The organism is Pseudomonas sp. 43mfcvi1.1, from assembly GCF_900115935.1.
GTDB classification, from domain to species: domain Bacteria; phylum Pseudomonadota; class Gammaproteobacteria; order Pseudomonadales; family Pseudomonadaceae; genus Aquipseudomonas; species Aquipseudomonas bijieensis.
In genome coordinates, this window is sequence record NZ_UETT01000013.1 from 142,099 (window position 1) to 165,481 (window position 23,383).

The 23,383-nt window shown below is 61.5% G+C and carries 25 protein-coding genes; 7 read left to right on the plus strand and 18 right to left on the minus strand.

Annotated features, from left to right (window positions below; genetic code table 11):
• Nucleotides 1-64: 64 nt before the first annotated feature.
• From DTP52_RS23110 to DTP52_RS23120, 3 genes are all read left to right on the plus strand, one after another.
• The gene (locus DTP52_RS23110) at nt 65-898 is read left to right on the plus strand and encodes an oxidoreductase (protein WP_109755412.1); all 834 of its coding nucleotides are present in this window, start codon (nt 65-67) and stop codon (nt 896-898) included.
• Between the two features lie 84 nt (nt 899-982).
• On the plus strand, nt 983-1,969 hold the full coding sequence (locus tag DTP52_RS23115; RefSeq protein ID WP_109755413.1) for an MDR family oxidoreductase: 987 nt from the start codon (nt 983-985) through the stop codon (nt 1,967-1,969).
• Complete coding sequence (locus tag DTP52_RS23120; protein ID WP_109755414.1) at nt 1,966-2,373, plus strand: hypothetical protein; 408 nt, start codon at nt 1,966-1,968, stop codon at nt 2,371-2,373. Before DTP52_RS23115 ends, DTP52_RS23120 begins: the two co-directional genes overlap by 4 nt.
• A gap of 37 nt (nt 2,374-2,410) precedes the next feature.
• Here DTP52_RS23120 and DTP52_RS23125 read toward each other — a convergent pair whose 3' ends face one another.
• The 12 genes from DTP52_RS23125 to DTP52_RS23180 form a co-directional block, all read right to left on the minus strand.
• Complete coding sequence (locus DTP52_RS23125; RefSeq protein ID WP_109755415.1) at nt 2,411-3,235, minus strand: DUF4198 domain-containing protein; 825 nt, start codon at nt 3,233-3,235, stop codon at nt 2,411-2,413.
• An 8-nt stretch (nt 3,236-3,243) separates the two neighbouring features.
• Entirely contained in the window at nt 3,244-3,534 is a 291-nt protein-coding gene (locus tag DTP52_RS23130; protein WP_232200777.1) for a hypothetical protein, read from the minus strand.
• Between the two features lie 55 nt (nt 3,535-3,589).
• Nucleotides 3,590-4,576, minus strand: a complete 987-nt coding sequence (locus tag DTP52_RS23135; RefSeq protein WP_256594276.1) for a metal ABC transporter solute-binding protein, Zn/Mn family — start codon at nt 4,574-4,576, stop codon at nt 3,590-3,592.
• The gene (locus tag DTP52_RS23140; RefSeq protein ID WP_109755417.1) at nt 4,573-5,478 is read right to left on the minus strand and encodes a metal ABC transporter permease; all 906 of its coding nucleotides are present in this window, start codon (nt 5,476-5,478) and stop codon (nt 4,573-4,575) included. The genes DTP52_RS23135 and DTP52_RS23140 overlap by 4 nt, the downstream gene beginning before the upstream one ends.
• Complete coding sequence (locus DTP52_RS23145; RefSeq protein ID WP_232200779.1) at nt 5,475-6,155, minus strand: metal ABC transporter ATP-binding protein; 681 nt, start codon at nt 6,153-6,155, stop codon at nt 5,475-5,477. Before DTP52_RS23145 ends, DTP52_RS23140 begins: the two co-directional genes overlap by 4 nt.
• 14 nt (nt 6,156-6,169) lie before the next feature.
• Entirely contained in the window at nt 6,170-7,102 is a 933-nt protein-coding gene (locus DTP52_RS23150) for a metal ABC transporter solute-binding protein, Zn/Mn family (RefSeq protein WP_109755419.1), read from the minus strand.
• Nucleotides 7,099-7,833, minus strand: a complete 735-nt coding sequence (locus DTP52_RS23155) for a DUF6162 family protein (protein WP_109755420.1) — start codon at nt 7,831-7,833, stop codon at nt 7,099-7,101. The genes DTP52_RS23150 and DTP52_RS23155 overlap by 4 nt, the downstream gene beginning before the upstream one ends.
• Nucleotides 7,833-8,321: a DUF6644 family protein gene (locus DTP52_RS23160; protein ID WP_109755421.1), complete on the minus strand. Its 489-nt coding sequence runs from the start codon at nt 8,319-8,321 to the stop codon at nt 7,833-7,835. The genes DTP52_RS23155 and DTP52_RS23160 overlap by 1 nt, the downstream gene beginning before the upstream one ends.
• Nucleotides 8,322-8,360: 39 nt before the next feature.
• The gene (locus DTP52_RS23165) at nt 8,361-8,843 is read right to left on the minus strand and encodes a DUF6644 family protein (RefSeq protein WP_109755422.1); all 483 of its coding nucleotides are present in this window, start codon (nt 8,841-8,843) and stop codon (nt 8,361-8,363) included.
• 21 nt (nt 8,844-8,864) lie between these two features.
• Nucleotides 8,865-10,361, minus strand: coding sequence for an alpha/beta hydrolase domain-containing protein (locus DTP52_RS23170; RefSeq protein ID WP_249411853.1), 1,497 nt, complete (start codon nt 10,359-10,361; stop codon nt 8,865-8,867).
• 44 nt (nt 10,362-10,405) lie between these two features.
• Nucleotides 10,406-11,170: a hypothetical protein gene (locus DTP52_RS23175; protein ID WP_109755424.1), complete on the minus strand. Its 765-nt coding sequence runs from the start codon at nt 11,168-11,170 to the stop codon at nt 10,406-10,408.
• A gap of 74 nt (nt 11,171-11,244) precedes the next feature.
• Complete coding sequence (locus tag DTP52_RS23180; RefSeq protein WP_109755425.1) at nt 11,245-11,628, minus strand: DUF6152 family protein; 384 nt, start codon at nt 11,626-11,628, stop codon at nt 11,245-11,247.
• 237 nt (nt 11,629-11,865) lie between these two features.
• Between DTP52_RS23180 and DTP52_RS23185 the strand changes: the two genes are divergently transcribed.
• Entirely contained in the window at nt 11,866-13,203 is a 1,338-nt protein-coding gene (locus DTP52_RS23185) for an alginate export family protein (protein WP_109755426.1), read from the plus strand.
• A 99-nt stretch (nt 13,204-13,302) separates the two neighbouring features.
• Here the strand turns inward: DTP52_RS23185 and DTP52_RS23190 are convergent, their stop codons facing one another.
• From DTP52_RS23190 to DTP52_RS23200, 3 genes are all read right to left on the minus strand, one after another.
• Nucleotides 13,303-13,866: a cytochrome b gene (locus DTP52_RS23190; RefSeq protein WP_109755427.1), complete on the minus strand. Its 564-nt coding sequence runs from the start codon at nt 13,864-13,866 to the stop codon at nt 13,303-13,305.
• Nucleotides 13,867-13,971: 105 nt separating this feature from the next.
• Nucleotides 13,972-15,426 carry an aldehyde dehydrogenase family protein gene (locus DTP52_RS23195; protein ID WP_109755428.1) on the minus strand — a complete coding sequence of 485 codons (1,455 nt, stop codon included), beginning with the start codon at nt 15,424-15,426 and terminating at the stop codon, nt 13,972-13,974.
• 42 nt (nt 15,427-15,468) lie between these two features.
• On the minus strand, nt 15,469-16,842 hold the full coding sequence (locus DTP52_RS23200; protein WP_109755429.1) for an aspartate aminotransferase family protein: 1,374 nt from the start codon (nt 16,840-16,842) through the stop codon (nt 15,469-15,471).
• A gap of 215 nt (nt 16,843-17,057) precedes the next feature.
• Here DTP52_RS23200 and DTP52_RS23205 point away from each other — a divergent pair, with 215 nt between their 5' ends.
• The 3 genes from DTP52_RS23205 to DTP52_RS23215 all read left to right on the plus strand — a co-directional run bounded on the left by DTP52_RS23205 (nt 17,058) and on the right by DTP52_RS23215 (nt 20,463).
• Nucleotides 17,058-18,026 carry a helix-turn-helix domain-containing protein gene (locus DTP52_RS23205; RefSeq protein WP_109755470.1) on the plus strand — a complete coding sequence of 323 codons (969 nt, stop codon included), beginning with the start codon at nt 17,058-17,060 and terminating at the stop codon, nt 18,024-18,026.
• Between the two features lie 44 nt (nt 18,027-18,070).
• Entirely contained in the window at nt 18,071-18,811 is a 741-nt protein-coding gene (locus tag DTP52_RS23210; protein WP_109755430.1) for an IclR family transcriptional regulator, read from the plus strand.
• A gap of 203 nt (nt 18,812-19,014) precedes the next feature.
• A complete protein-coding gene (locus DTP52_RS23215) occupies nt 19,015-20,463 on the plus strand; it encodes an APC family permease (RefSeq protein ID WP_109755431.1) in 1,449 nt (482 codons plus the stop codon).
• A gap of 55 nt (nt 20,464-20,518) precedes the next feature.
• Here DTP52_RS23215 and DTP52_RS23220 read toward each other — a convergent pair whose 3' ends face one another.
• Genes DTP52_RS23220 through DTP52_RS23230 form a run of 3 tightly spaced genes read right to left on the minus strand, consistent with a single transcriptional unit; the run spans nt 20,519 to nt 23,383 of the window.
• Entirely contained in the window at nt 20,519-21,463 is a 945-nt protein-coding gene (locus tag DTP52_RS23220; RefSeq protein ID WP_109755432.1) for an alpha/beta hydrolase, read from the minus strand.
• A gap of 52 nt (nt 21,464-21,515) precedes the next feature.
• The gene (locus DTP52_RS23225) at nt 21,516-22,538 is read right to left on the minus strand and encodes a transketolase family protein (RefSeq protein WP_109755433.1); all 1,023 of its coding nucleotides are present in this window, start codon (nt 22,536-22,538) and stop codon (nt 21,516-21,518) included.
• Nucleotides 22,535-23,383, minus strand: coding sequence for a transketolase (locus tag DTP52_RS23230; RefSeq protein ID WP_109755434.1), 849 nt, complete (start codon nt 23,381-23,383; stop codon nt 22,535-22,537). The genes DTP52_RS23225 and DTP52_RS23230 overlap by 4 nt, the downstream gene beginning before the upstream one ends.

Consider the following 23,383-nt stretch of genomic DNA (forward strand, 5'->3'; position numbering starts at 1 on the left):
GCCATGCCAGCCCACAGTTGCGATCTCTGACCGGATAACCTCGATAACCGGAAGGAAACTCATGATGATCAACAAACCCGTCGCGTTAGTGACCGGCGCTTCATCCGGCATCGGAGAGGCCATCGCCCACAAACTCGTCGCGGCAGGCTACAGCGTCTATGGCACGAGTCGACGCGGCGGGCGGGCGGGGCAAAAGGGGGGGCCACTGTTGGTGCTTGATGTCACCGACGATGCCAGCGTCGAAGCTGTCATCCAGGAGTTGCTGACGTTGGAGGGGCGGATCGATCTGCTGGTCAACAATGCCGGTTTCGGCATCGCGCCCGCCGCTGCGGAGGAGAGTTCTGTCGAGCAGGCCAAGGCCCTTTTCGACACCAACTTCCTCGGTATCGTACGCATGACTCGCGCGGTTGTGCCACACATGCGACGCCAAGGTGCGGGTCGCATCATCAATATCGGTTCCATCCTCGGCGTCGTGCCTGTTCCCTACGCGGCCCTCTATTCAGCCAGCAAACATGCGGTGGAAGGTTATTCGCAAGCGCTGGATCACGAATTGCGCACACACGGCATCAGGGTCACGGTCGTCGAGCCCGGCTATACCAAGACTCAATTCGAGAGCAACAACCTCCAGGCCGACGCTAAACTCGACGTGTATGAAGACATTCGAATGAACGTGACGAAAGTGGTGCAACAGGCCATGGCCACCGCCGACAGCCCCGACGTGGTGGCTGAAGTGGTACTCCAGGCCGCGCGCGCCGAGCGCCCGAAGTTGCGTTATACCGCTGGCAAAGCGGCCGGCCAGCTGCAGTTCATGCGCAGTTTTGCCCCGGCGCGCTTGCTGGACACGGGCATCCGCAGGGCGTTGCAACTCGAAACCAAACGGCCTTCTCAGGCACACTGACCCGGCCTGGCCATACCCTTTGCTGTGTCTGTTGCATCTACAGGGCAGCGATGACGATCCGTTTGAACGAACAGGACAAAAGCAATGACATTCAAGGCGCTGCTCACGACCAAAACCGGCGAAACGATCTCGACCCATCTGGTTGACTTCAAGGACGAGGACCTGATGCCCGGTGACGTCACCGTCGCGATCGAGTTTTCGACCGTTAACTACAAGGACGCCATGGCCCTCAGCGGACGTTCTCCCGTCATTCGCCAGTTTCCGCTGATTCCGGGCATCGACTTCGCCGGTATCGTCGAGACGTCCAGCCATCCGGGGTTCAAGGTCGGCGACCGTGTGCTGGTCAACGGTTGGGGGCTGAGCCAGACCCACCACGGTGGCTTTGCGCAGAAGGCGCGGGTCAACGGTGACTGGCTGGTAAAAATCCCGGAAGTATTCTCGACCCAGGCAGCCATGGCTATCGGCACCGCAGGCTACACGGCGATGCTCAGCGTCCTGGCATTGGAGCATGGCGGGCTGACCCCTGATCGTGGCGATATCCTGGTCACCGGCGCCAGCGGCGGCGCCGGCTCGGTGGCCATCGCACTGTTGTCGGGCCTGGGCTATCGAGTGATCGCCTCGACCGGACGGCAAGAGGAGGGCGACTACCTGCGCGACCTTGGTGCGACGCAGGTCATCGACCGCAATACTTTGTCGCAGCCGGGCGCACCGATCGCCAAGGAACGCTGGGCTGGTGTCATTGATTCGGTGGGTAGCCATACCCTGGCCAACGCCTTGGCACACACCCAATATCGCGGCGTTGTCGCTGCCTTCGGCCTGGCCCAGGGCGCGGACCTGCCTGGCTCGGTGTTGCCTTTCATCCTGCGCAACGTGACCCTGGCCGGTATCGATTCGGTCAATGCCCCGCAGGAGGTACGTCTGCAAGCATGGTCGCGGCTCGCTCAGGACCTTGATTTGAGCAGGCTGGCCCGCACCACCCAGATGGTTGGCTTGGCAGAGGTTCCGACCGTTGCGGGTCGGGTGCTGGAAGGAAAGGTGCGCGGGCGTACTGTCGTGGACGTGAACGCATGAACAATGCTTCCCGCGCTTTCCGCTACCTGGCGAGTTTTTCGGCGCTGTTGTTTTTTACGTTGGCGATCATCTGGTTGTTAGCGCCGGCCACGTTGCTGGGCAATTGGGGCGTGGTCTTCGATGGCGCTACCACGGGCTTGGTAGGCCGGCGTGCTGCACCGCTCTACGCGGGCATTGGGGTTGCGCTGCTGTTGGTACGCAATGCGCCGCCGTCGCCAGGGCGAACCGCCGTAGTGGCGGGATTTGTCACCACGTGCTCGCTGCTTGCACTGTTGGGGCTGGTCGAGTGGGCCGTGGGCAATGTCGAGTCGGGCATCCTGCCGGCGGTGCTGGTCGAAGTTGCCCTGGCGCTGGCCTTCCTGGTCATCGCAGGTGCCGAAGGCCGGACCAGGGCTCACCGGTGAACATTTGAGGGTGAGCCTCGGGATTTGCCGCGCATTGTCACTTCATGTCCCTGGCCTGCACCCACAGCACGGCATCTTGCGACAGCGGTTTGCCCTTGTGGGTTTTCGTCGCACCGATGTCGAGCGCCGCAATGCCCCACCAGCCGGCCCGGGGCAGGCCAATGGTCACGATGCCTTGGGCGTCCGCGTAGGTGCTCAGGGCTTTGAATGAAGCTTGAGGTGCCGTCACATAGTCTTGCTGGCCGAAGGCGTTTTTTTCGAGATCGATGGAGTGGTTGACGTATTCGATTTCGATTTCGGCGAACGGAACAGGCTTGCCATCGGCCAGCACCACGGCGCGGAACACGCCGCCGGTCCAGTTGGCATAAGGCTTGTTCAGTGGCTGGATCTCCACCGGCAACCCTTGTGGCTCTGACCAGTTTCCGGGAACTCCACCCACGTTCACGATCAACTTGGTGAACTGTTGGATGTAGACATCTTCCTCGGTTTCCAGATATGGCTCGGGTTCGAGTACGAAGATATGGTCACCCAGTGAACGCACCAACTCCCGTGGAATCGAGGCACGATAGGCCGTGGTCCGGTTGTCGCGACTCTGCCACTCGACGGGACGCAAGTATTTGCTCAGGTCGATTTTTTCCTCGCCGTGGGAGCTGCTGTGGCTGAAGGCGCGAGGTGCACCCATGGCCATGGTGGGGCCGCCGGAGAAGGGGTGGGTGAACACCAGCGCGAACTCGAGGTTTTCCGCACGCTGCAGTGCCGTTTCTTCCACGTAAAGCATCTGGAAATGGGCGTGTGCAGCGCCGGCCAAGCCAGTGAATGTCGTAGCGGCAAGGGCTTGGAGCAATTTTCGTTTGAACGTCATGGTCGCTTTCACCTTGAAATGTCGGAAGACTGAATCGTGAGCTCATGGCCGGCGCCACCGAGGAACACCACGGAGTAATTTCCGGCGGGGGGCTGGAACGTGTAGGCGTTGTCCTTGCCGACTTCGCCTTCGAGCAACACTTTGTTGCTCGGGTCCTGGACATGGATTTTTCGGCCGGCGGCCGAGCTGCCATCGGTGAAGCCCGCCTCGCACTTCACCTGGTTATCCCCCTCGATGTAGCAATCGAAGACGGGGCCATGAGCGAAGGTCACCTGGCAGAACACCAGGGCGCCTGCCATCGTTATCCGTGTTGCTGAACCTATGGGTTTCATAACGCCTCGCCGTCAAGATCGATCATTGGGCAGGCGACTGGCCGTCGCCTCTCGTGTTGTCGTTGCCAGTCGCGACGAAGGCCGCCAGCAAGGCTTCCAGGTTCGAGCCCAGGAGTGCCTCGTATCCGTTGGCCGTGTCGGCGAGTATTCCCGGGTTGCCCGTATCGAGTACCAACAACCGCGCCCCCCCGTCCTCGATGGCTTTGATGATCTTGGCGTCCGGTGCCCACTTGTGGACCACCACGCGAATATCGCGCTCGCGCAGGTAGTGGGTCAGCGCGGCGTAGTCAGCGTCGCTCCAGTCAATGTCCTGTCGGACGAACCAGCCGTCGACAAAGACGCCGAATTCGCCGAACAGGTAGGTGAACTCATTGGCCAGCGACAGCACGCGTAGATCCGACACCGCTGTCAGCCGGGCACCGTAGTCGGCCTTGAGCCGGCGCAAGCGGTCTTCAAGTGCGGCGAGGTTGCGCTTTATTCGCGGCGCATCGGCGGGGGCCAGGCGCTCCAGGTCGGCGGCGACCAGCGCCGACATGCGCATGGCGTTGACGGGGCCGAGCCAGGCGTACGGGGACTGGCCTTCATCAACATCGCTCGCCGCGGCCCAGGGAACATCGTTCGACGGTACGCGGGTCACCGCCACGCTGGGTTTGACCGTGTCCCATGAGCGCGAGGCATCGATCTCGATGATCCGTAGATTGTGGCGGCGCGCCGTCGCATACAGCGGATCCGCGCGCCAGAGACTGCTGAGGGTGACCACGGCTTCGGCCTGTTGGAACACTGCGGCGTCCAGGCGTGACAGTGCGTTGGCCTGGCTTTCCATGGGCACTGCCGCGCCTGCCGGTACACGAACGACCTCAAGGGCCGTGCCGTCGCTGAGTGCCGAGGTGAGCGCATACACGGCAGGCAGCGCGACAAGCACCTGCTGCCTTGCGTTATCGGCAAAGACCGAAAACGGCAGGCCCAGCAACAGGGTCAGCATCGTCAGCCAGGATCTGTAGAAGTTCATACGCTGGCCCCCCTGAATCGTGACGCGGTAGCGCGCATGACGGTGGTGACGACGAACACCAGGGCGGCGACTATCACGATTGCCCCGCCCGTAGGTACGGGGATGTGGAATTGCATCGGCGCCAGGATTCCCACCACGCAGGAAAAGGTCGCAATCAGGATGGCGCGCACCACCAGCCCCGGGAGCGAACGACTGATGTTACGTGCTGCCGCCGCCGGTATGAGCAGAAGGGCTTCGACGAGCACGGCGCCGATGATTTTCAGGCAAGCGACCGTCACCAGGGTGACCAGCACCACAAACAGGTACTCGACGCTTCGCACCCGCACACCGCGAGCATGGGCCAGGCTCGGATTGAGGCTGGCCAACAACATCCCGTTGTACAGCGGCAGTCCGAGCAAGGCACACAGCGCCGTTACGCCAAGCAGCACGTTCATGTCGGTGTGGTCCACCGCCAGGATGGAGCCGAACAGCACGCTTTCCATCACGTGGGTGTTGATCTTTGCCGACACGAACAGCAACAGCGAGGCACCGACCGCCAGCGAGATGGACAGGAACACACCGATCAGCGTGTCATTGGCCAACGTGGTGCGATGCTGCGTGTACTTCAGCGTCAGCGCGAACAGCAAGCAGAAGCCGAACATCGAGAAGTATGGGGATGTATAGGATTCACCGATCAGCACGCCAATCGCGACGCCGGTCATCGCGGCATTGCCGACGGACTGACTGAAAAACGCCATGCGCTTGATCATTACCATCGTGCCCAGCACGCCCAGCAGGGGGCCGATGAGCACTGCGCAGAGCAGGGCATTGATCACGAACTCATACTCGAACGGCTGCGGCAGGATGCCACTGGCGGCGAGCGCCTGCAGGTAGTTGCGAATGAAGTCGTACAGGGCGCTCATTGGGCCCCCTCCTGCGAGTAAGCGACTTGGTCGGGGGCGCCATGGAACAGCACCCTGCGGTTGATAACCGTCACCGATTGGGCGATGCGCCTGACTTGTTCCAGGTCATGGTTGATCCACAGGATGGTGACGCCACGGCCGTGCAATTCGGCCACCAGCGCCTCCACCAGCCGCACCCCCGATTCGTCGATGCCGGCAGTCGGTTCGTCGAGGATCAGCAGCCAGGGCGCCGGGCTGATCGCCTGGGCCAGTAATACTCGCTGACGTTGCCCACCGGACAGGCTGCCAAAGGGTTTGGTGCCCATTCCTGCCATGCCGGTACGAGACAGGGCCTCGGCATTGGCCGACTTGGCGGATCGGTTGGCGCCCAGGAAGGCCGGCCGGCGTTGACCGAGAAGGGCCATGAGATCGTTGACCGTCATCGGCACGTTGCGGTCGAAGTCTGGCAATTGCGGGACATAGCCCACCGGGGTCGTGAGCTGGCCCTCGAAGCGGACCGCTCCCGAATGCGGCATCTGGCCCAGCAGCGCACGCACCAGTGAAGTCTTGCCGCCACCGTTCGGCCCGACCAGGCAGTGCAGCGCCCCGGCTTCCACCCGAAAACTGACGTCTTCAAGCACTTGCGTGCCTCCCAGCCGCAGGGAGACGTTGTCGAACACTATGGCGGGACCGCACATCGCTTGTTTCTCCTTCATCGCTGCGTGAACTCGACGGCTTCGGCCAAGGTCTCGAGGTTTTCGCGCATCGCCACCTCGAATTCGTCCGCGCTGTAGGTATCGCCGGTGATGTGAGACAGCGAGAAGACCTTCACGCCGGTGGCGGCCTCGATAGGCTTGGCGAGATCGAGGGAGAAGTTTTTCTCGGCGAACAACACCTTCACATTGGCCTTCTTGATTGCGTCGATGGTGTTGGCCAGTTGCCGCGCAGTCGGCGCGACGCCGTGACGGGGCTCGATCACGGCGCTCACGAACAGGCCGAACTCCTGCATCATGTAGTCGTAGCCGGCATGCGTGGTCGCGCAGCGGAAGGAAGACAGATCCAACGCGGCGAAGCGGGTCATGAAACCAGCCCGTAGTGCTCGGATGCGCGCGGCATAGGCCAGGGCGTTCTGTCGATACGCAGCAGCGTTGGATGGGTCCAGCTCCCCCAGCCTGCGAGTGATCTCGAAGACCTGCTGTATCGCTGCCGTGGTGGAAACGAAGGTATGCGGATTGACCACCTTGGCACCGTCCTGGTCGCCGCCGATGGGAATGAGGGCGACCGAGGCATTGGCCTGGATGATCGGCAGCGTTGCCCCGCGACCGGCGGCCTTGATGATCTGGAAGGCCCATTCATCGTGGCCGATGCCGTTGACGACCAAGACATCGAGGGTCATCGCACGGGTGATGTCGTCGGGTTGCGGCTGATAGTTATGCGGGTTCGCTTGCGCCGGAATGAGCGCAACGACCTCGGCCCGATCGCCGACGATGTTCGCCACGAAGCTGTAGTAGGGGTGCAGGGTGACACCGATCTTGAGCTTCTTGTCCAAGGGGGCAGTCGGGTCGGCGAATGCAAGGGCAGGTATCAGCACCAGCAGCGCAAGGCAACTGCGCCACAGTGCGCGGTGTCTGGTAGAAACGGTCATGGCTGGTTTCCTTTTACACGTTCGACTTCGCTGGCACCGTCGTAAGGAATGACCTGGCGCCAACCTTGGCCGACCAGCGATTCGGGCTTGACGATGTCTGGGTAAGGTGCGTTCGGGTCGCGGTGGATCCAGATCGTGGCCTGGTTGGCCCACATGACGCCGGCATGGGCGTGCCCAATGACGAGCAGGTAGGCGCTCTGGCCGGGCGCGCGGCCGGCGGAGCCGTAGTAGACCGTGGCGCCCTGGCCCAGGGTGGCTTTCGAGACGTCGCTGGGGGGCGTCGGGGCGTCGGCGTCGTCGTGATCATCGACGGAACCGGCATGAGGCAGGTGGGTGCCAGGCAAAATCAACTGCCAGTGCACCTCGCCATTGGTCTTCCAGAAGGCGTCTCGGTAGAACGGCGGCAACAAGATCTTCTGGGCTTGCTCCAGGCTGATCCAACCGCCGGTGTCGTTATTGTTCCAGATGATTTCTTCACCGGCGGGCAGCAGGGCGCTGTGGATGGCCTGGTCGACTGCACCGAGGCCATCGAAGGAGCGCACCTGCCAGCTCAAGGGTGTCGGCGGGCCGGCGTGCTGTGGGCGCAGCAGCACATAACCTGTCACGCTGGCGATGATTGCCAGGGCTGCAAACAGCAGGGCCAGCGATTCCCAGCGGCTGGAAGCCGGACGCACGACATGGACCGCGTCGTTTGCGTCATCGCCGAGGCTGGTTCGCGACAGGTGAGCCATCAGACAAACCCGATCCAGCGGCCAAGGCATATCACGCCCACCCACAGTGCCAGCGAGCTGAATCCGGCGATACGGGCCTGGCTGGGAGGCGGCAGGATGGTGTCCCACTCGGCGATCCGGCGATAGGCGCCCAGGTGGAATATCCCCATGTTGAGGCCGGCCAGCGCCAACAGCCCCATCTTCCACCAGAAAACGCTGTTCTGCGCATAGGTGGTGGCATTGGAGGCGAACATGAGCAAGCCGGTGATCACGCAGGCTGCGAAAGCAACCCAGGTAAATGGCAGCAGTTCCCGAATCAGTCGTAGCGCGCTTCGACGATGGGAGGCGACGCCGAGCAGGCGCAAGTCGACGACGGCTATGGTCCCGAACACGAGGGCGATGCCGATCACATGCACCGACTCCAGGTTTGGAAAAATGGAGCCCGACTCTCTGATATAGGCTGCGATCGGGGTGCCCTCGAGGGCTTGCAGTATCGATTGAATGTCCATGGCAAATACCTGAGAAAACGTTCGTTGAAAACGCTGGGATCAGTAGGCGATCCAGCGGCCGCAGAAGATCACGCCGCACCATAGGGCGATCGACAGCCAGGCCAGTGCCTTGATGGGCGGCTTCTCGTTATCGCCTTGTGCCTGAGCAGCGGGACGCAGCAATGGACGTCGGATTGACCAGGCCAGGGTGAACACGGCAACGACCATGAACATCTTCAGCCAGAACGTCGTGTTGACCAGTACGCGGTCAGGCTCGCCGATGATCATGACCAACCCGGTGAGGAGCAGGACGATGAGTGCGGCGCGCATCCACGGGTAATAACGGCGAATGACGCCGCGCAAGGGTTCGTCCGTGGCGAGCACGCCGGCCAGCCGCAGGTCGGAGATCACGGCGGCACCGAAGATCATTGCGATGGCGACGATATGAACGCTCTGGATGGTGGGCACGACCCAGGACAGGTCCCTGATGGCGGTGCTCAACGGTGTCGCGTAGATCCAGGCGATGATGAGTTCTGGTGACATTTGCTTTGCTTCCGCGTGGGGTTAGAAGTCTTGGGGTTTTGCGATCGGACGCAGGCCCTTTGCATCCTCCGGGAGGAGATAGCCCTGCTTGATCGAGAGGCCCTTGGCGTCTTCGAATGCCTGTTCGTAGTGGCTGAAACTGCCGTAACGTTGGCCAAGCGCTTCCTTGGAATAGGGCACCTTGGTGTCGTAGATCAGGCCGCAACCGGTCTCCTGGTCCGTGAGGTAGGTCGCGCTGGGCACCTGGATCCACGGCGGGCGCACGCCCCCTTGCAGGTTGCCTGTGGCGGGGTCGCGTGCGACGGTTTTGCCTTCGCGCAGGACTCGCGGCGCCTTCGGCATGGCTTTGCCCGCGCGCACCCATTGGTCCATGCCATCGAGCAGCGCCGAAACGACCAGTTCCGCCGGTTCGTCGTACAACGTCCGGCACCGTGGGTCGTCACCCTTGCCGATGTCGGCAGCTAACAGTTCGGTATGCTCCGTGCCGAGGTCGGCCAGCCGCAGATGCGGTATGCCGGTCACTTCGTAGTAGCGAAGCTGCGGGCTGTCGGTATCCGGCGGCAGGTCGATGCCTTCGATCACGTCATGCATCAGTTCCGATTGGCTGTAGACGGTCACGAACGGCACGCCGTCGGGCATCTGCCGCGGCAGTCGGATGACATCGCCGCCCACCTCGCCATAGGCCATGCGGCCTGTCATGTAGGCATCGATCAGTGGCCTTGCGTCAGGCATGCGCCATTGCTGGTGCCGGCCCTGGTCGAGGTAGTCCATCCAGACTTGCGCGGTCACGGCCCAGCTATTGACATAGACGCGTTGCACGTTGAGGCCTGCCAACGGGCCTTGCGCCGCATTGGTCTTGAGCAGCAGCGCCAGTTGTGCGGCAATGCCTTGGGACTGTGGAACGAACGGATCGGGACCTGCACCGCGAGTGAAGCGCTCCGGATCGTAATAGGTGCCCAACGGCGCATAGCGTGCGTAGTCGAAGCGGCGCATGAATTCGAAGTTCACGATCCGTCCGTATTGGGCGACCTGCTCGGCCTCGGCGGCCGGGGTGTCCGAGATGAACTTGGGGTCGACGGCCGGCTTGTTCATGTTCAGCGTGTAGCCGACGTACGCGTAGCCACGCCGTAGCAAGTAATCACGGGTCAGGATCCACCCTGCGGCGCGCTCGCCAAACCAGCTGAACGGCTCGATCACCACCGTGCCGTTGAAGTGCGCAGGGTCTGCCGGCTTGCGCACCAGAATGCGCGTGGTATAGGGCGCCTCGAAGAGGGTTTTGCCCGCGGCGGTGATGGCCGGGGCGACGCCTTGCAGGTAAAACTCCTCTTCGACGTAGTCGTACATGTCGAGGTCGCTGTGTTCGGTACCCGGACGTTTCGCCGACGACAGCGGTGGCACACTGGAGGGCGGCACGGCAACGACTGTGGGCATGCGGGGCACTTCGGCGAAGGTGTTCGAGGTCAGCATCAGCGACAGCAGGACGCCGTGCAGCGTTGGTCGCAGGATGCTGATGGTCATCGATCGTTCCATCCGCTCACCTCCAAGGGGTCATTGATAGGGCTTCACTCACGGCTGAGGGACGCCTTGCCCTCGCTGTCGATCACGATCTGGTTGTTCTCGCAGACATATTCTTGAATGGCGTAGTCGGAGCGCTTGTAGTCGAACGTGAAGCGATACGGGGTGTTGAGCACCTGTGGATCTTCAATCACGACTTGGTCCTCCAAGTGGTCCGGTCCCCGCAGCCTGATGCGTTCGATGATCTTCATGTCCGCACCATGGGGAACGTCATAGAACGTCACGTCCGTTCGCACACGTTGTGTCTCCACGACGAGCGTGTCGCCTTCCCAGTGGCCTCGCGAATGGCCCTGGTACTTGGGGTCGAGCTTCTCTTTGGGCGGCATTGCCTCGTTCAAGAGAATCCGGCGTACCTGCTGGAGATATTCGCCAAGGACGACCACTTGCTTGTCGTCGTGAATGATCTGGATCGGGAAGAGCGCCGCCATCAACGTCGGCATGCCCTCGGGCAGGCACTTGGAACTCGTCGTGGCCAGCGGCGTCCCGGCTTCGTTCGCGGCGGCCTGTTTTTTCTTCAGCTCGGCGTATTGGCTGGCATAGGGTTCCTTCAGGTCCATCGGTCCGCCCGGGTGCACTGGCTCGTCCGGGTTCTCACCGAACCAATCATCCGGAGTCCTTTCCCAGGTGCCGCTGATGTCCGGGCGCTTGTCGTGCTGGGTTTTCGACGCTGCCGCGTTGCACATCCCGGCGACGGTCACGAGGACGACGCCGAGGAAGATCGTTGCTGCGCTCAAGGTTCGTGTCGGTTTCATTGAAACGTCTCCACGCTGCTGGCCTGTCTGGTTCGGTTGAGTTCGGTAGTCATGAAGCGGAGGAGGGACTTCGCCTAACCGCCGCCCGTGAGCACGACGTCACCGATCTTGATCTCCACGAGCAGTCCTCCCGGATCACCGTTTTTCAGCGGTCTGAAGGACACCTCGGCGCTTTCGCCAGCCTTGATCGAATCAGCGTTCCAGCCTGCGCGCTGCAGCGCGTTGACACTGCCCGTCTCGATCTTGAAGCGCTGGGGGGGCGGGCCGGGCGTATCGAGGTAAATCGTGATGTGCGGATTGGTCCAGGCAAAGCGCTCGACCACGCCCTGGACCGTGACCATCTTGGTCTGGTCGAAAAGCGCGAATGAGTGGTGAGCGGTGGCCAGGGACGGTAGGGCACTGCAAGCGACGATGGTCAGCAGGCAAAGCCCCTGACGTAACAGCGGGGATGGGGTCATGACGGATGCCTCGTTCTTATGCGTTCTTATGGCCCCAGCATAGGGGGGACACCTGCGCAGGCCGTAGCCCAAAACGGCAACCATTCAAATCCCAGGACAGGTTTTTCAGTGGGCAGCGATGGGACCAAGGGAATAGGGGCGCCGCCCTGTGCACATGCTGATTTGGGCTACCGCATGGGCGGCCCGAATCGGAACACTCATGACTCGCCTCATAAATATAAAAACAGGAGAGACGTCATGCGCACCCCCCACTACGCTCCATTAATTTCTCTGGTTGCACTCTGTACATTGGGGCCGCAGGCACAGGCCTACGAGCTCTACAACGAAGACGATGGTGCTACCGTCCTGAATGCCGACCTCTGGGCTGGATTTGGCTGGTTCGGCAGTGAAAAGAACTACCTCGCCAACCCGCAGGAGGAACCCGGCAGGATGCGATGGCAGGAAGGCTTCGCAAAGTACGGTCTAAACGGCACGACGGACAAGATCGGTCCCGGCTCGATCTACGGCGGGTTCAGCCTGATCAGCACGGGCTCATGGGGCGACGGGGACGCGGGAGCGATCACTGCCGGGAATGAAAGAAGAACGGCGGTAGAAGACGCCTATCTGGGCTGGAAGTCAGGCGACCTGATTCCCGCCCTGGGTACGGACGGCGTTGATTTCTCCTTTGGCCGGCAGCTCGTGACGGTGGACGGTTTCCTGATCACCGACGACGGGTTCGCTCCCGGCAAGGCCTTCAGCCCCATCCCAGGTGTGGCGGACGGTCGGTTCAATCGCGGCGGCGCCTTTTACCTGGGGCCGCGATTGGCCTTTGGCAATACGGCCGTCCTGAAACTGGGCGGTACGCAGGGGCTTCACGGCAGTCTGATGTGGTTGAAGTCGGACAATCCAGGACAGTCGGAGACCGAAGTGGCGGCCGCCACCATCGACTACACGACGCCCATCGGCTCGATTGGTTCGACCTATGTGCACGGGCTGGATGTCAACGAGCGATATACCTTCGCCGATCGGAGTGAGCGCAAGGGCATGGATATCTACAGCATCCGTGGCCAGGGCAATGCCGGCATCGAGAACGCTGATTTTGCATTCGAGGTGGCGCGCCAGGAAAAACGTTCGGGGTCGCAGCGGGCGATGTTCTTCGACGCGGGCTACACCTTTGCCGACGTCAAATGGCAACCGGCGGTAAGTTACCGTTATTCGCGTTATTCCGAAGGCTGGGACTTCCTGTTCCAGGGCGGCTTCCGCAAGCGGTACCAGGGTGAAGTAGCCGCGAACTATGCCGGTTCAGTGACCTCGAACATGCAAATCAACGATGTGCTGTTCTCGGTGCAGCCGACCGACAAGCTGACACTCAACGCGATGTACTTCCACTATCACCAACTCTCCGACCGGGATGCTCAAGACTTCAGCGCCCGTGAGGTCGACCTGTACCTGGACTGGATGGTGACGGACAACATCACGTTGTCGCCTCTGGTGGGTTTCTACAAGCCAAAGAAGTGGCTCGAGGACGGTGGTTTGCAGAGCGGGAGCGCATCAACCAACACTTACTTGCAGTTCATCGTGTGGGTGACGTTCTGATCTGAGTCGCCGCTGGCGGCATCTGTTGCAGGGAGTTTGATGCGTAGGCGCCACCAGCGGTGGCGCTTTCCGGCGGGAAAGGTGATTAAGACGGGACGGTCACAGCATGCGGCGCAGGACGTCGTTGCGAGGGTCCGGGTCGAAGAAGCGGTGCTTGAGGGCGCCGGCGACATGCAGCACGATCAGGCCGAGCAGGGTATAGGCGAGCACTTTGTGCAGCCACTGGAAGACGACGAACCAGTCGTCATTTTTCGGTAGCAGCTCCGGCAGGTTCACCCCAAAAAAGAATACCCCGTCGCTCATCGTGTAGGTGCTCGACATCGAGTAACCCATCAACGGCACGATCACGATCAGTACGTACATGGCACGTTGCACCAGCTGTGACAAAAACCGCTCATGTCCAGCCAGTGTTTCCAGCGGTTGTGGAAGCTTGGGGGTGCGCCAGCGCAGGGTGATCTGGACCAGGACCACCAACAGCATCAACACCCCAAAGGATTTGTGCCACGGGTAATAGAGCTCGTATTTGCTTGCTACTTCATCATTCATCCCGGTCATGTGCCAGCCAGCCCAGAGGAGGCCGGCGATGAGCACGGCGCGCACCCAGTGCAACATACGCAGGGACGTCGGATACCGATCAATTGTTGTTTGATTTACCGGATTCATCGCAGTCTCTCCATCGATCATCAAGGCATCGGAATGCACATTTGAACGGCCACCCTCTACGACACAGGGCTTGGAGGGTGGTCCGGTCAGTGCGGTTTTTTGTTCTCAGTTAGGCAGCAACACGGTGATGACCTTTTCTTCGGTATAGGCCAACGCGCCGCTGAACCCGCCTTCACGGCCAATGCCACTGGACTTGACGCCGCCCCAGGGCAGGTTGGCGTCCAGCGGGCTCCAGCAGTTGATGCCCACGGCACCGGCCTTTACCGCCGCGGCAACGCGGTGCGCTCGCACCAGGTCGCTGGTCCAGATCGTGGCCGCCAGGCCGTAGGTGGAATCGTTGGCCATTGCGATCGCCTCATCTTCGCTGTCGAACGTGATCACCGTGCCAACGGGGCCGAAGATCTCGTCTCGGGCGATCGCCATGTCGTTGCGGGCGTTGGCGAAGATGGTCGGCTGCACAAACCAGCCCCGCTCGGGGTTCGATACGCCGCCGGCCAGCAGGGAGGCGCCTTGTTCGATGCCCAGCCGGATGTAACGGTTGACCCGTTCGAACTGTGCTTTCTTGGCCACTGGCCCCATCTGCACGTCGGGCTGTCGAGGATCGCCTACCTTGACTGCTCGAGCAGCATCGGCAAGCGCTGCGGCGAAGCGATCGGCGATGCTGCGTTGTACCAGGATACGCGAGCCGGCGGCACAGACCTGGCCCTGGTTGACGAACAAGCCGAGCGCGCAGCCGCGCAACGCGTCGTCGAAGGACGCGTCATCAAAGACAATCTGTGGGCTCTTGCCGCCCAGCTCCAGTGCCACACGCTTGAACAGCACGCCGGCGGTGCGCTGGATCTCGCGTCCGGCCTCGGGGCTGCCGGTGAAACTGATCTTGGCCACGTGCGGGTGTTCGCACAAGGCGCGACCCACCTGTGCACCGTAGCCGGTAACCACGTTGATCACACCGTCAGGGAAGCCCGCTTCCTGAGCCAGCGCGGCCAGGTGCAGGGCCGATTGCGGTGTCTCTTCCGAAGGTTTGATGACCACGGTGCAGCCGGCGGCCAGCAAAGCGGCGAGCTTCCAGACCGTGATCATCAGCGGCGAATTCCAGGGCACGATGGCACCGACCACGCCCACCGGCTCGCGCACCGTGTACGAGAGGGTCTTGCTGCCGAAATAGCCGCCGGTGGGAATGGTGCGCCCCTCCAACTGGTTGGCCCAGCCAGCAGCGGCGCGCAGGTTGGCGACCGCGTTGGGCAGGTCCATCCGGCGCGGCTCGACCGGGGAGCGACCGATGGCGTTGGCGTCCAGATCGGCCAGCAAGTCGGTGTCGCGTTCCACCAGGTCAGCCAGCTTCGACAGCAGTCGACCGCGCTGGGCGCCGTCGAGCTGGCTCCAGGCGCCACCCTCGAGTTGGCTGCGCGCTGCCTCCACGGCGCGGTCCACATCCGCGCTCGTGCCGCATGCGGAGCTACCGTACACCTGCTCTGTCACAGGGTTGATGAGGGTCATGCGTCCACCGTCGGAGGCTTCTAAGGACGCTCCTTGGATGAAGTGATTCAGGTGCTGAGTCATGTCAGGGGCCCTGCGTAATGTGAGTGATCGGTGGGGCACGCCTCATGCTTCGAGGGAGGCCAGGGCGTCGCCAAAGATGTCCAGCGCCTTGAAAAACAGCGAGCGTGTGATCGTCAGCGAGGGCATGACGCGCATCACGTTGCTGTAGCGACCGCAGGGAATCATCAGCACGCCGTGGTTCAGCAGGTAACCCATGAGTTGACCGATCTTGGCGCCCTCCAGCGGTGCCTTGGTGACCGGGTCTTCGACCAGCTCGATACCGATCATCAGGCCACGACCGCGAACCTCGCCGACGAAGGGGCTCTTGAAGCCACGGATACGTTCCTGAGCCTCCAGGCCCAGCGTGTGCGCGCGATTGAGCAGATCCAGCTCCGGGTCCTGCAGGATGCTGATGTTGGTCAGCGCCACTGCCGCGGACAGCGAGTTGGCGGCGAAGGTATTGGGCATCGATCCGTCGGGGATCGCGGCTGCCAGGTCCGAACGCATGATCAGGCCCGCCATCGGCAGGTCGCTGCCAATGCCCTTGCCGAAGGTGAGCATGTCGGGTTTCACGCCGGAATGTTCGACCGCCCACATCTTGCCGGTACGCCCCGCGCCGGATTGCACTTCATCGACGATCAACAGCGCGCCGCTGAGGTCGCAGGCTTTGCGCAGCAGTTGCAGGAACTCTGGCGAGGGAGGCACGTAGCCGCCTTCACCCTGTACCGGCTCCACGATCACGGCGGCCACGTCATCGGCGGCGGTGTAAGGGGTATTCAGCAGGTAATCCACGTAGTCGCCGGCGATCTGTTCGGCGCTTTTGTGCGTGGTGTCGAAGGGGAAGCGGTAGGCATAAGGGTAGGGGGCGTGAATGACGCCGCCCATCTGGGCACCGTAGCCCTTGCGGTAGGCCGTGCCGGTGGTCAGCGCACCGGAGGCGTTCCACACGCCGTGGTAGCCGCCATGGAAGGCGATGATCTGGTGCCGTCCGGTGACGCGTTTGGCGAACTTGATCGCGGCTTCCAGCGCATCGCTACCGCTTTGCGTGAAGAACGTAATGCAATCGCCGCGCAAGCCGTCGGGCGCGATCTCGGAGAGCTTGGCGGCCAACTCGGTGCGGCGGGTGCTGTTGACTTCCAGGGCGTGCATCAGCACTTCGGACTGTTCGCGGATGGCCTGCACCACTTTCGGGTGGCAGCGACCTACGCTGCTGACGCCCACACCTGCGGACAAATCGATATAGGTGTTGCCATCAGCGTCCTTGAAGGTCGCGCCGAACGCCCGGTCCATGGCCACGGGCATGCGTCCGCCGCCGCGGGCCATCGACTCGGTACGCGCCGACAACGCCAGGGCCTCGGTGGTCTTGGGACCGGGAATGGTGGAAATGATCCGCGGGGCATCCGCGAAGTGGAGGGATTCAAGCTTGGTTTCACTCATGACGGTCTCTCAGGATGTCGGTTTCAGTGTCTCGATCATCCCCGTCGCTTCCGCCTGGCCGGTAGCCCGAATCGGCACATTGGGAGGGTCGCCTCGAACGCTGATTTCGATGAGCGGCTCCTTGCGTAAAGAAATTTGCATAATTCTCTTAATGTGAGAATATCGCACAAGAAGGCAACCTAAAAAGAAGAATATTGGCCGAGGCTTTCGTCATCATGAAAATTCAGAACATCAGCCACTTTCGTGACATCCATGTCCACGCCGCTACCGTCCAGGAGTGGAATCAGGACTACAGCCAGTTAACCGCTGGCTCGATCGAGAGTTCGCTCATACAGTTGACGACGGCGCGTTGCCACATATTCCGTGAGCAGATCAACCAACGCGTGGTGCAGCATGGCGTGGCGCCCCGGGGCAAGATGTGCTTTGCCGTGCCCATCACCGTTCCGGGTTCGATTCGGATGCAGGGGCGGGAAGTGGACGACAGCAGCCTGTTCTTTCTTCACGGTGGCGAGGAGTTCATGTTTCACATGCCGATGGGCATGGAACTGCTGGCCATTACCTTCGAACGTGAACTGTTCGAGCAGGCATTGGCGCAAACGGCGTCGGCCAAGGAAATCAGCCAGTTGCTGCGTCAACCGGTGATCAGGGTCTCCACGCAGCGCTATGCAGATGCTCGACGTCGAATGCTGGCTGTATTCTCCCAGGCGCTCTCGAACGAAGATCTTGGCAATACGCAAGATCGGGAGCTGGAACTGGAACAGGCCATGCTCGGCGAGTTGCTGCAACTGATGACCGACCCGGCCTGCGACAAGCAGCAGCGTCTTCCAAGCTCCACACGCAGCTTCATTGTCGAGAAATGCCATCGCCTGGCGACCGCGGAATTGAACAACGTGCCCAGCGTGGACGAGTTGTGCCAGCGACTCCAGGTGAGTCGACGTACCGTGCAGAACAGCTTCCGCTCGGTTGCCGAGACGACACCCATCAATTACTTGCGCTCCGTGCGGCTCAACGGTGTACGTCGGACCTTGATGTCCACCCAGGCCGCGCACCTCTCGATCGGCGATGCCGCGGCCCAATGGGGCTTCTATCACCTCAGCCATTTTGCGGCGGAGTACCAGGAACTGTTCGCAGAATTGCCTTCCCATACCACCCGCGCGGCCATCGCCGATTGCGCGCGCGCCTGAGCATCTACCGAGCATGGTGTCGACTGCACAAGGATGTAGCAAAGATGAATAGCCTTCGCCGCCTGCTCATGGTGTTCGACCTGTTTCGGCCTGATCAGCCGGTCATTGACGTGGAGACCATTTGCCAGGAGCTCGGCTTTACACCCGCGACCGCCTATCGTTATCTGCGCGAGCTCGGCGATGCGGGCTTCCTGAAGCGATTACCGCGCGGCTACGCACTCGGCCCGCGAATCGTCACGCTGGAGCATCAGATGACGAAGTACGATCCGTTGCTGGCGTGCAGCCGGGACCTGGTCGATAAATTGGTCGACGATACCGGCCTGGATGCGCTGGTCAGCGAATGGCATGGTGATTCAGTGGTCAACGTGCTGATCCAGCGGGGTTCCGATGCCGGCCCGGTCGGTGGCGACAGGGGGCGACCGATCGATCTGCTCCACAGCGCGACTTCCCGGGTCGTATTGGCGTATCTGCTGCCGCGCCAGATCCGCCGCATCTATGACGTTCACGCGAAGCCAACCGAACCGCAGCAGCAGGGCTTGGCGTGGAAGCCGTTCAGCAAGAGCCTGCTCGCCATTCGCAAGCAGGGTTACTGTATCAGCGAAAGCGAGCTGCACCCGGGACGCAGTGGCGTCGCCGCGCCGATTTTCGACGAAAAGCAGCGCGTCCTTGGCAGCATGACCCTGGTTGGACGCAGTGAGCGGTTCCGTGCTTTTCAACCGGGCTACCTGTGCGACCTGGTGACCGGCGCAGCGGCGGAACTGACGGCGCGCATCGCTTTGCAATGAGGTGATAGCGGGGGACGGATGACAGCCCTTCGGTTTTTTTGACGAGCGAACTCTGGTTACCGATTTGGGATAGTGGAGCGTTCAGGGAGAGGCATAGGATCGAATCCAGCGTGCAACAAGAACAACAACGCTATTCGGTGGCGGTGAGCGGTTGACTGCATCGATCCCACAGCGACTGCCTCATACAATAAGGTCAAGAAAACATGAGTGTATCTCTCCCGGTCAACAACTCCACGGAGCTCAAGCGTGGGGCCCTGGGTGTCGGCTTCATCATCTTCTTCGTGGTTTCGGCGGCGAGTCCCTTGAGTGTCATCGCTGGCGGCTTCCCCATAGGCATCATGCTGGGCAACGGCGCCGGTACACCGGCATTGCTGATCCTGGCCCTGCTGGTGTTGCTGGCCTTCTCGGTGGGCTACACCACCATGTCCCGGCATGTCACCAACGCCGGTGGTTTCTATGCATTCACTGCTCGCGGCCTGGGTGGTTTGGCTGGCGGGGCTGCGGGGGTGTTGGCGATGTTCGCCTACAACATCCTTCAGGTGGGCCTGTATGGCATGTTCGGTGGCGTGGTCAGCGGCACGATGGAGAGTGTGTTCGGCCTGGTGTTGCCCTGGTGGACGTATTCGCTGATGGCGATGGCCAGCATTGCGATCCTTGGCTATCGCAAGATCGACCTGTCGGCCCGGGTGTTGTCGGTCATCGTGATCGCCGAATACCTGGCGATCCTGCTCCTGGACTTCGCCATTCTCAGGACGGGCGGTGACAGTGGCATCAATCTCGACGCATTTGATCGCAGCCACGTACTCAGCGGCACCCCGTCAATCGGCTTGCTGTTCTGCTTCGCCGCGTTCATCGGCTTCGAGGCCACCACCATCTACGGCGAAGAAGCCAAGAACCCGCAACGCACGATCCCGATTGCCACCTACTGTTCGGTGCTGCTGATCGGTGGTTTCTACGCGCTATCGGTCTGGTCGATGGTGATCGGCGTAGGGGCGGACAAAATCGTCGCCACGCTCCAGGCGTTGCAGGATCCGACGACCTTTATCTATGGCATGTCCGACCACTTTGTCGGCCCGCAGCTGACCCAGGTCATCCGCGTGCTGTTCATGGTCAGCATCTACGCCGGACTGCTGGCCTTTCACAATGCCGCGGCCCGTTACTTCTATGCCATCGGCCGTGACGGTCTGCTGCCCAGCCGGCTGGGAACCACCCATCGTGTGCACCAGAGCCCGCACATGGGCTCGGCGTTGCAGAGCTTGATCTCCGCCGTGGTCGTGCTGATTTTCGCTGCGATGGACGCCGATCCGATCCTGCAATTGTTCGCCTGGCTGTCCAACCTGGCGACGCTTTGCGTGATCTTGCTGATGGCGCTCACTTCCGCGGCGGTATGGGTCTTCGCTCAGCGCCATCCCGAGCTCAAGCTGGGGATCTGGCGTGGGCGGATTTTCCCCGGTTTCTCCTGCCTTGCGTTATTGGCGGTCCTGGTTATCGCGGTGGTGCATTTCGATGTGCTGACGGGCGCTAGCAAGGCCTTGTCCTATGGTCTCTGCGCGATCATTCCCGCAGCGCTGCTGGCAGGTGTGTTTCTGGCGGCGCGGCTGCGCAAGGCATCGCCACAGCGGTACCTGGTACTGGGCAGCCACAAGCTCTGAAAGCCGCAAATGGCTCAGGGACTGAGCTTTGGAGAACGTCGGACAGGCCCCGTGCTCATGCTGCCCACATTCGCCCGAGCGCAATCGCGACGTCGTTCCTGCACTGATCTGTCATCCGCCCCGGATACTGATCGAACATATGCGGGACGCCCGGGTAGACGTGAAGCTCGCTGGGCACGCCTGAGCGCGAAAGTTTCAGCGCGAAGTCCACACTTTCCTCCAGAAACAGATCCAAGCCCCCAACACCAGTAAAGCTGCGGGGTAAACCCTGCAAATCGACTGCGAGCGCGGGGGAAAACAGGAAGGCTTTTTCGTCCCCAGGGGCGTAGGGCCCTTGCAGGCATTGCCAGCAAAACTGGTTGGCTTGCGGCCTCCAACTCAATGCGCCGGTTGTGGGATTGGCCGAGGGGGCTGCCGCCGAGCCGGTCCTGTGATCGAGCATCGGGTAAATCATGACCAGGCCTGCGACGGAGTATTGGTGTCGCTCCCGAACCAGTAGGGCCAGCGCTGCGGCCAGGCCGCCTCCGGCACTGTGGCCCATGATGACGATTTTTTGTCGATCAAGGCCCAGCGTATGGCTTTGCTGCAAAAGCCAGCCCAGCGCCGTGTAACAGTCTTCCAGCGGAACAGGAAACGGATGCTCCGGGGCCAGTCGATAATCGACCGCGACGATCACCGTTCTCAACTGGCCAGCGAGATCGGCCAGGTAGTCGTCGACCATCTCCGGGCTTCCCAGGACGAAACCTCCACCATGCAAGTACAGGATAGCCGGGAGCAGCTGGTCCTCGAAGGCCGGGGCAGGCCGGTAAATACACATGCGCACGCTATCGGCGCCAGGGGTAGCGCCTGTCCAGCGCTGTTCGCCGCGCGACATCTCGGGAGTTTTCGAGTTGGCGCTTACTCGGTCTCGGATACCGGGGAGAGCGGCGAGGGTCCATTGACTGGAAGGCTCTTCAAGGAAAAAACCATAATCGGGGTCAAGCAGGTGATCCGTGTTCAAGGGGTACTTCCTCCTTGCCAGGGGCTTATTCAGCCCCCGCAGGTTTTAAACCCTATAACCAACCCTTGATCTGCGCGCACACAGCCTGGGTGGAAATCCCATAGCGATCGTGCAATGTCGGAAGCGCTCCAGCATCGAGAAAGGCGTCCGGCAGCGCGATTTGCCGGAACGTCGGCGTGACGCCATTGCGCAACAGCACGGTCGCCACGGCTTCGCCCAATCCACCGATGATGGAGTGGTTTTCCGCCGTCACGACCAGTCGTCCCGGCTTTCTCGCCTCGGCCAGAATGGTCTGCTCGTCCAAAGGCTTGATGGTGGGGACGTGAAGCACTGCGACATCCACGCCGTCAGCCTGAAGTTCCTTGGCCGCTTCCAAAGCACGCATTGTCATCAAACCAGTGGAAATGATTAAAACCTCGTTGCCCGTGCGCAGAGTCTTGGCTTTGCCGATCTCGAACTTATAACCGTATTCGTCGAGCACCAGCGGTACGTTGCCCCGCAGTAACCGCATGTAGACGGGCCCTTGATGGGCGGCAATGGCAGGAACCGCCTGTTCGATTTCCAGGGCGTCGCAGGGGTCGACGATCATCAGGTTCGGCATGGCGCGGAAGATCGCCAAGTCGTCAGTCGCCTGATGGCTGGGGCCATATCCGGTGGTCAGTCCTGGCAAACCACAAACGATTTTGACGTTGAGATTTTCCTCGGCAATCGCCATGCAGATGAAGTCATAGGCCCGGCGCGAAGCAAATACCGCGTAAGTGGTGGCGAAGGGCACGAATCCCTCCCGCGCCATGCCCGCTGCCGCACTCATCAATAACTGCTCAGCCATACCCATCTGGTAGAAACGCTCGGGGTGCGCCTTCGCAAAAATGTGCAGGTCGGTGTATTTGGACAAGTCAGCCGATAAACCCACGATATCCTGGCGCTGGTTCGCGAGTGCGGCCAAGGCGTGACCGAAGGGCGCCGATTGGGTGGCCTGACCTTCAGCGGCAATCGAGGCAATCATCGCCGAGGTCGTCAGTTTTTTCTTCGCGACCGCGGGCACCTGAGCGTTAGTGTTGTGTGAGTTGTTCATGCTGTTTTGCCTTCTTCGAGGTTGTTCAGGGCCACATCCCATTCATGCTCGTCCACGCGAATGAAGTGAGTTTTTTCGCGGGTTTCCAGGAACGGCACCCCTTTGCCCATCTTGGTATCGCAGATGATGACGCGCGGTTGCGCGGTGGGATGGCTGCGGGCGGCGTCGAACGCCTTGACCAGGGCGTCCAGGTCATTACCGTCTACTCGCTGGGTGAACCAGCCAAAGGCTTGCCATCGATCAACGATAGGTTCGAATGCCAGCACCTCGCTGGAGTGCCCGTCGGCTTGCTGATTGTTCACGTCGACGATGGCGATCAGGTTGTCGAGTTTCCAATGGGAGGCTGACATGACCGCTTCCCAGGTGGAGCCCTCATTCAGTTCGCCATCCGATAACAGGTTGTAAACGAAAGAGGCGGATTGCTTGCGCTTCAAACCCAGGCAGGCGCCTACGGCGATGCCCAGCCCCTGGCCCAGCGAGCCACCGGTGATCTCCATGCCGGGGGTGTAGGCGGCCATGCCAGACATGGGCAGGCGGCTGTCATCCGAACCGTAGGTTTCAAGCTCATCCAGTGGAATGATTTCAGCCTCGATCAGAGCGGCATACAGCGCGATCGCGTAGTGGCCGATGGAGAGGTAAAAACGATCGCGCTGTTCCCACTCGGGATGTTCGGGCTTGTAGTTCAAGGCGTGAAAGTACGACACAGCCAGCAAGTCTGCGGCGCCCAGCGCCTGGCCGACATAGCCCTGGCCCTGGACTTGCCCCATGCGCAAGGCATGGCGGCGAATGTTATGGGCCCGTTGCACCAGGGTGGTGGTGGAGGCGCGGGATAAAGTGGCAGTCAT

Coding starts and splice junctions, on each gene's coding strand:
- DTP52_RS23185 (WP_109755426.1), top strand. CDS start 11,866: ATGCGCACCCCCCACTACGCTCCATTAATTTCTCTGGTTGCACTCTGT.
- DTP52_RS23130 (WP_232200777.1), bottom strand. CDS start 3,534: ATGGCAGGCGCCCTGGTGTTCTGCCAGGTGACCTTCGCTCATGGCCCC.
- DTP52_RS23180 (WP_109755425.1), bottom strand. CDS start 11,628: ATGACCCCATCCCCGCTGTTACGTCAGGGGCTTTGCCTGCTGACCATC.
- DTP52_RS23215 (WP_109755431.1), top strand. CDS start 19,015: ATGAGTGTATCTCTCCCGGTCAACAACTCCACGGAGCTCAAGCGTGGG.
- DTP52_RS23210 (WP_109755430.1), top strand. CDS start 18,071: ATGAATAGCCTTCGCCGCCTGCTCATGGTGTTCGACCTGTTTCGGCCT.
- DTP52_RS23145 (WP_232200779.1), bottom strand. CDS start 6,155: ATGTGCGGTCCCGCCATAGTGTTCGACAACGTCTCCCTGCGGCTGGGA.
- DTP52_RS23170 (WP_249411853.1), bottom strand. CDS start 10,361: ATGACCATCAGCATCCTGCGACCAACGCTGCACGGCGTCCTGCTGTCG.
- DTP52_RS23165 (WP_109755422.1), bottom strand. CDS start 8,843: ATGTCACCAGAACTCATCATCGCCTGGATCTACGCGACACCGTTGAGC.
- DTP52_RS23155 (WP_109755420.1), bottom strand. CDS start 7,833: ATGGCTCACCTGTCGCGAACCAGCCTCGGCGATGACGCAAACGACGCG.
- DTP52_RS23205 (WP_109755470.1), top strand. CDS start 17,058: ATGAAAATTCAGAACATCAGCCACTTTCGTGACATCCATGTCCACGCC.
- DTP52_RS23175 (WP_109755424.1), bottom strand. CDS start 11,170: ATGAAACCGACACGAACCTTGAGCGCAGCAACGATCTTCCTCGGCGTC.
- DTP52_RS23110 (WP_109755412.1), top strand. CDS start 65: ATGATCAACAAACCCGTCGCGTTAGTGACCGGCGCTTCATCCGGCATC.
- DTP52_RS23150 (WP_109755419.1), bottom strand. CDS start 7,102: ATGACCGTTTCTACCAGACACCGCGCACTGTGGCGCAGTTGCCTTGCG.
- DTP52_RS23125 (WP_109755415.1), bottom strand. CDS start 3,235: ATGACGTTCAAACGAAAATTGCTCCAAGCCCTTGCCGCTACGACATTC.
- DTP52_RS23195 (WP_109755428.1), bottom strand. CDS start 15,426: ATGACTCAGCACCTGAATCACTTCATCCAAGGAGCGTCCTTAGAAGCC.
- DTP52_RS23160 (WP_109755421.1), bottom strand. CDS start 8,321: ATGGACATTCAATCGATACTGCAAGCCCTCGAGGGCACCCCGATCGCA.
- DTP52_RS23200 (WP_109755429.1), bottom strand. CDS start 16,842: ATGAGTGAAACCAAGCTTGAATCCCTCCACTTCGCGGATGCCCCGCGG.
- DTP52_RS23190 (WP_109755427.1), bottom strand. CDS start 13,866: ATGAATCCGGTAAATCAAACAACAATTGATCGGTATCCGACGTCCCTG.
- DTP52_RS23230 (WP_109755434.1), bottom strand. CDS start 23,383: ATGACTGCCACTTTATCCCGCGCCTCCACCACCACCCTGGTGCAACGG.
- DTP52_RS23115 (WP_109755413.1), top strand. CDS start 983: ATGACATTCAAGGCGCTGCTCACGACCAAAACCGGCGAAACGATCTCG.
- DTP52_RS23120 (WP_109755414.1), top strand. CDS start 1,966: ATGAACAATGCTTCCCGCGCTTTCCGCTACCTGGCGAGTTTTTCGGCG.
- DTP52_RS23135 (WP_256594276.1), bottom strand. CDS start 4,576: ATGAACTTCTACAGATCCTGGCTGACGATGCTGACCCTGTTGCTGGGC.
- DTP52_RS23140 (WP_109755417.1), bottom strand. CDS start 5,478: ATGAGCGCCCTGTACGACTTCATTCGCAACTACCTGCAGGCGCTCGCC.
- DTP52_RS23225 (WP_109755433.1), bottom strand. CDS start 22,538: ATGAACAACTCACACAACACTAACGCTCAGGTGCCCGCGGTCGCGAAG.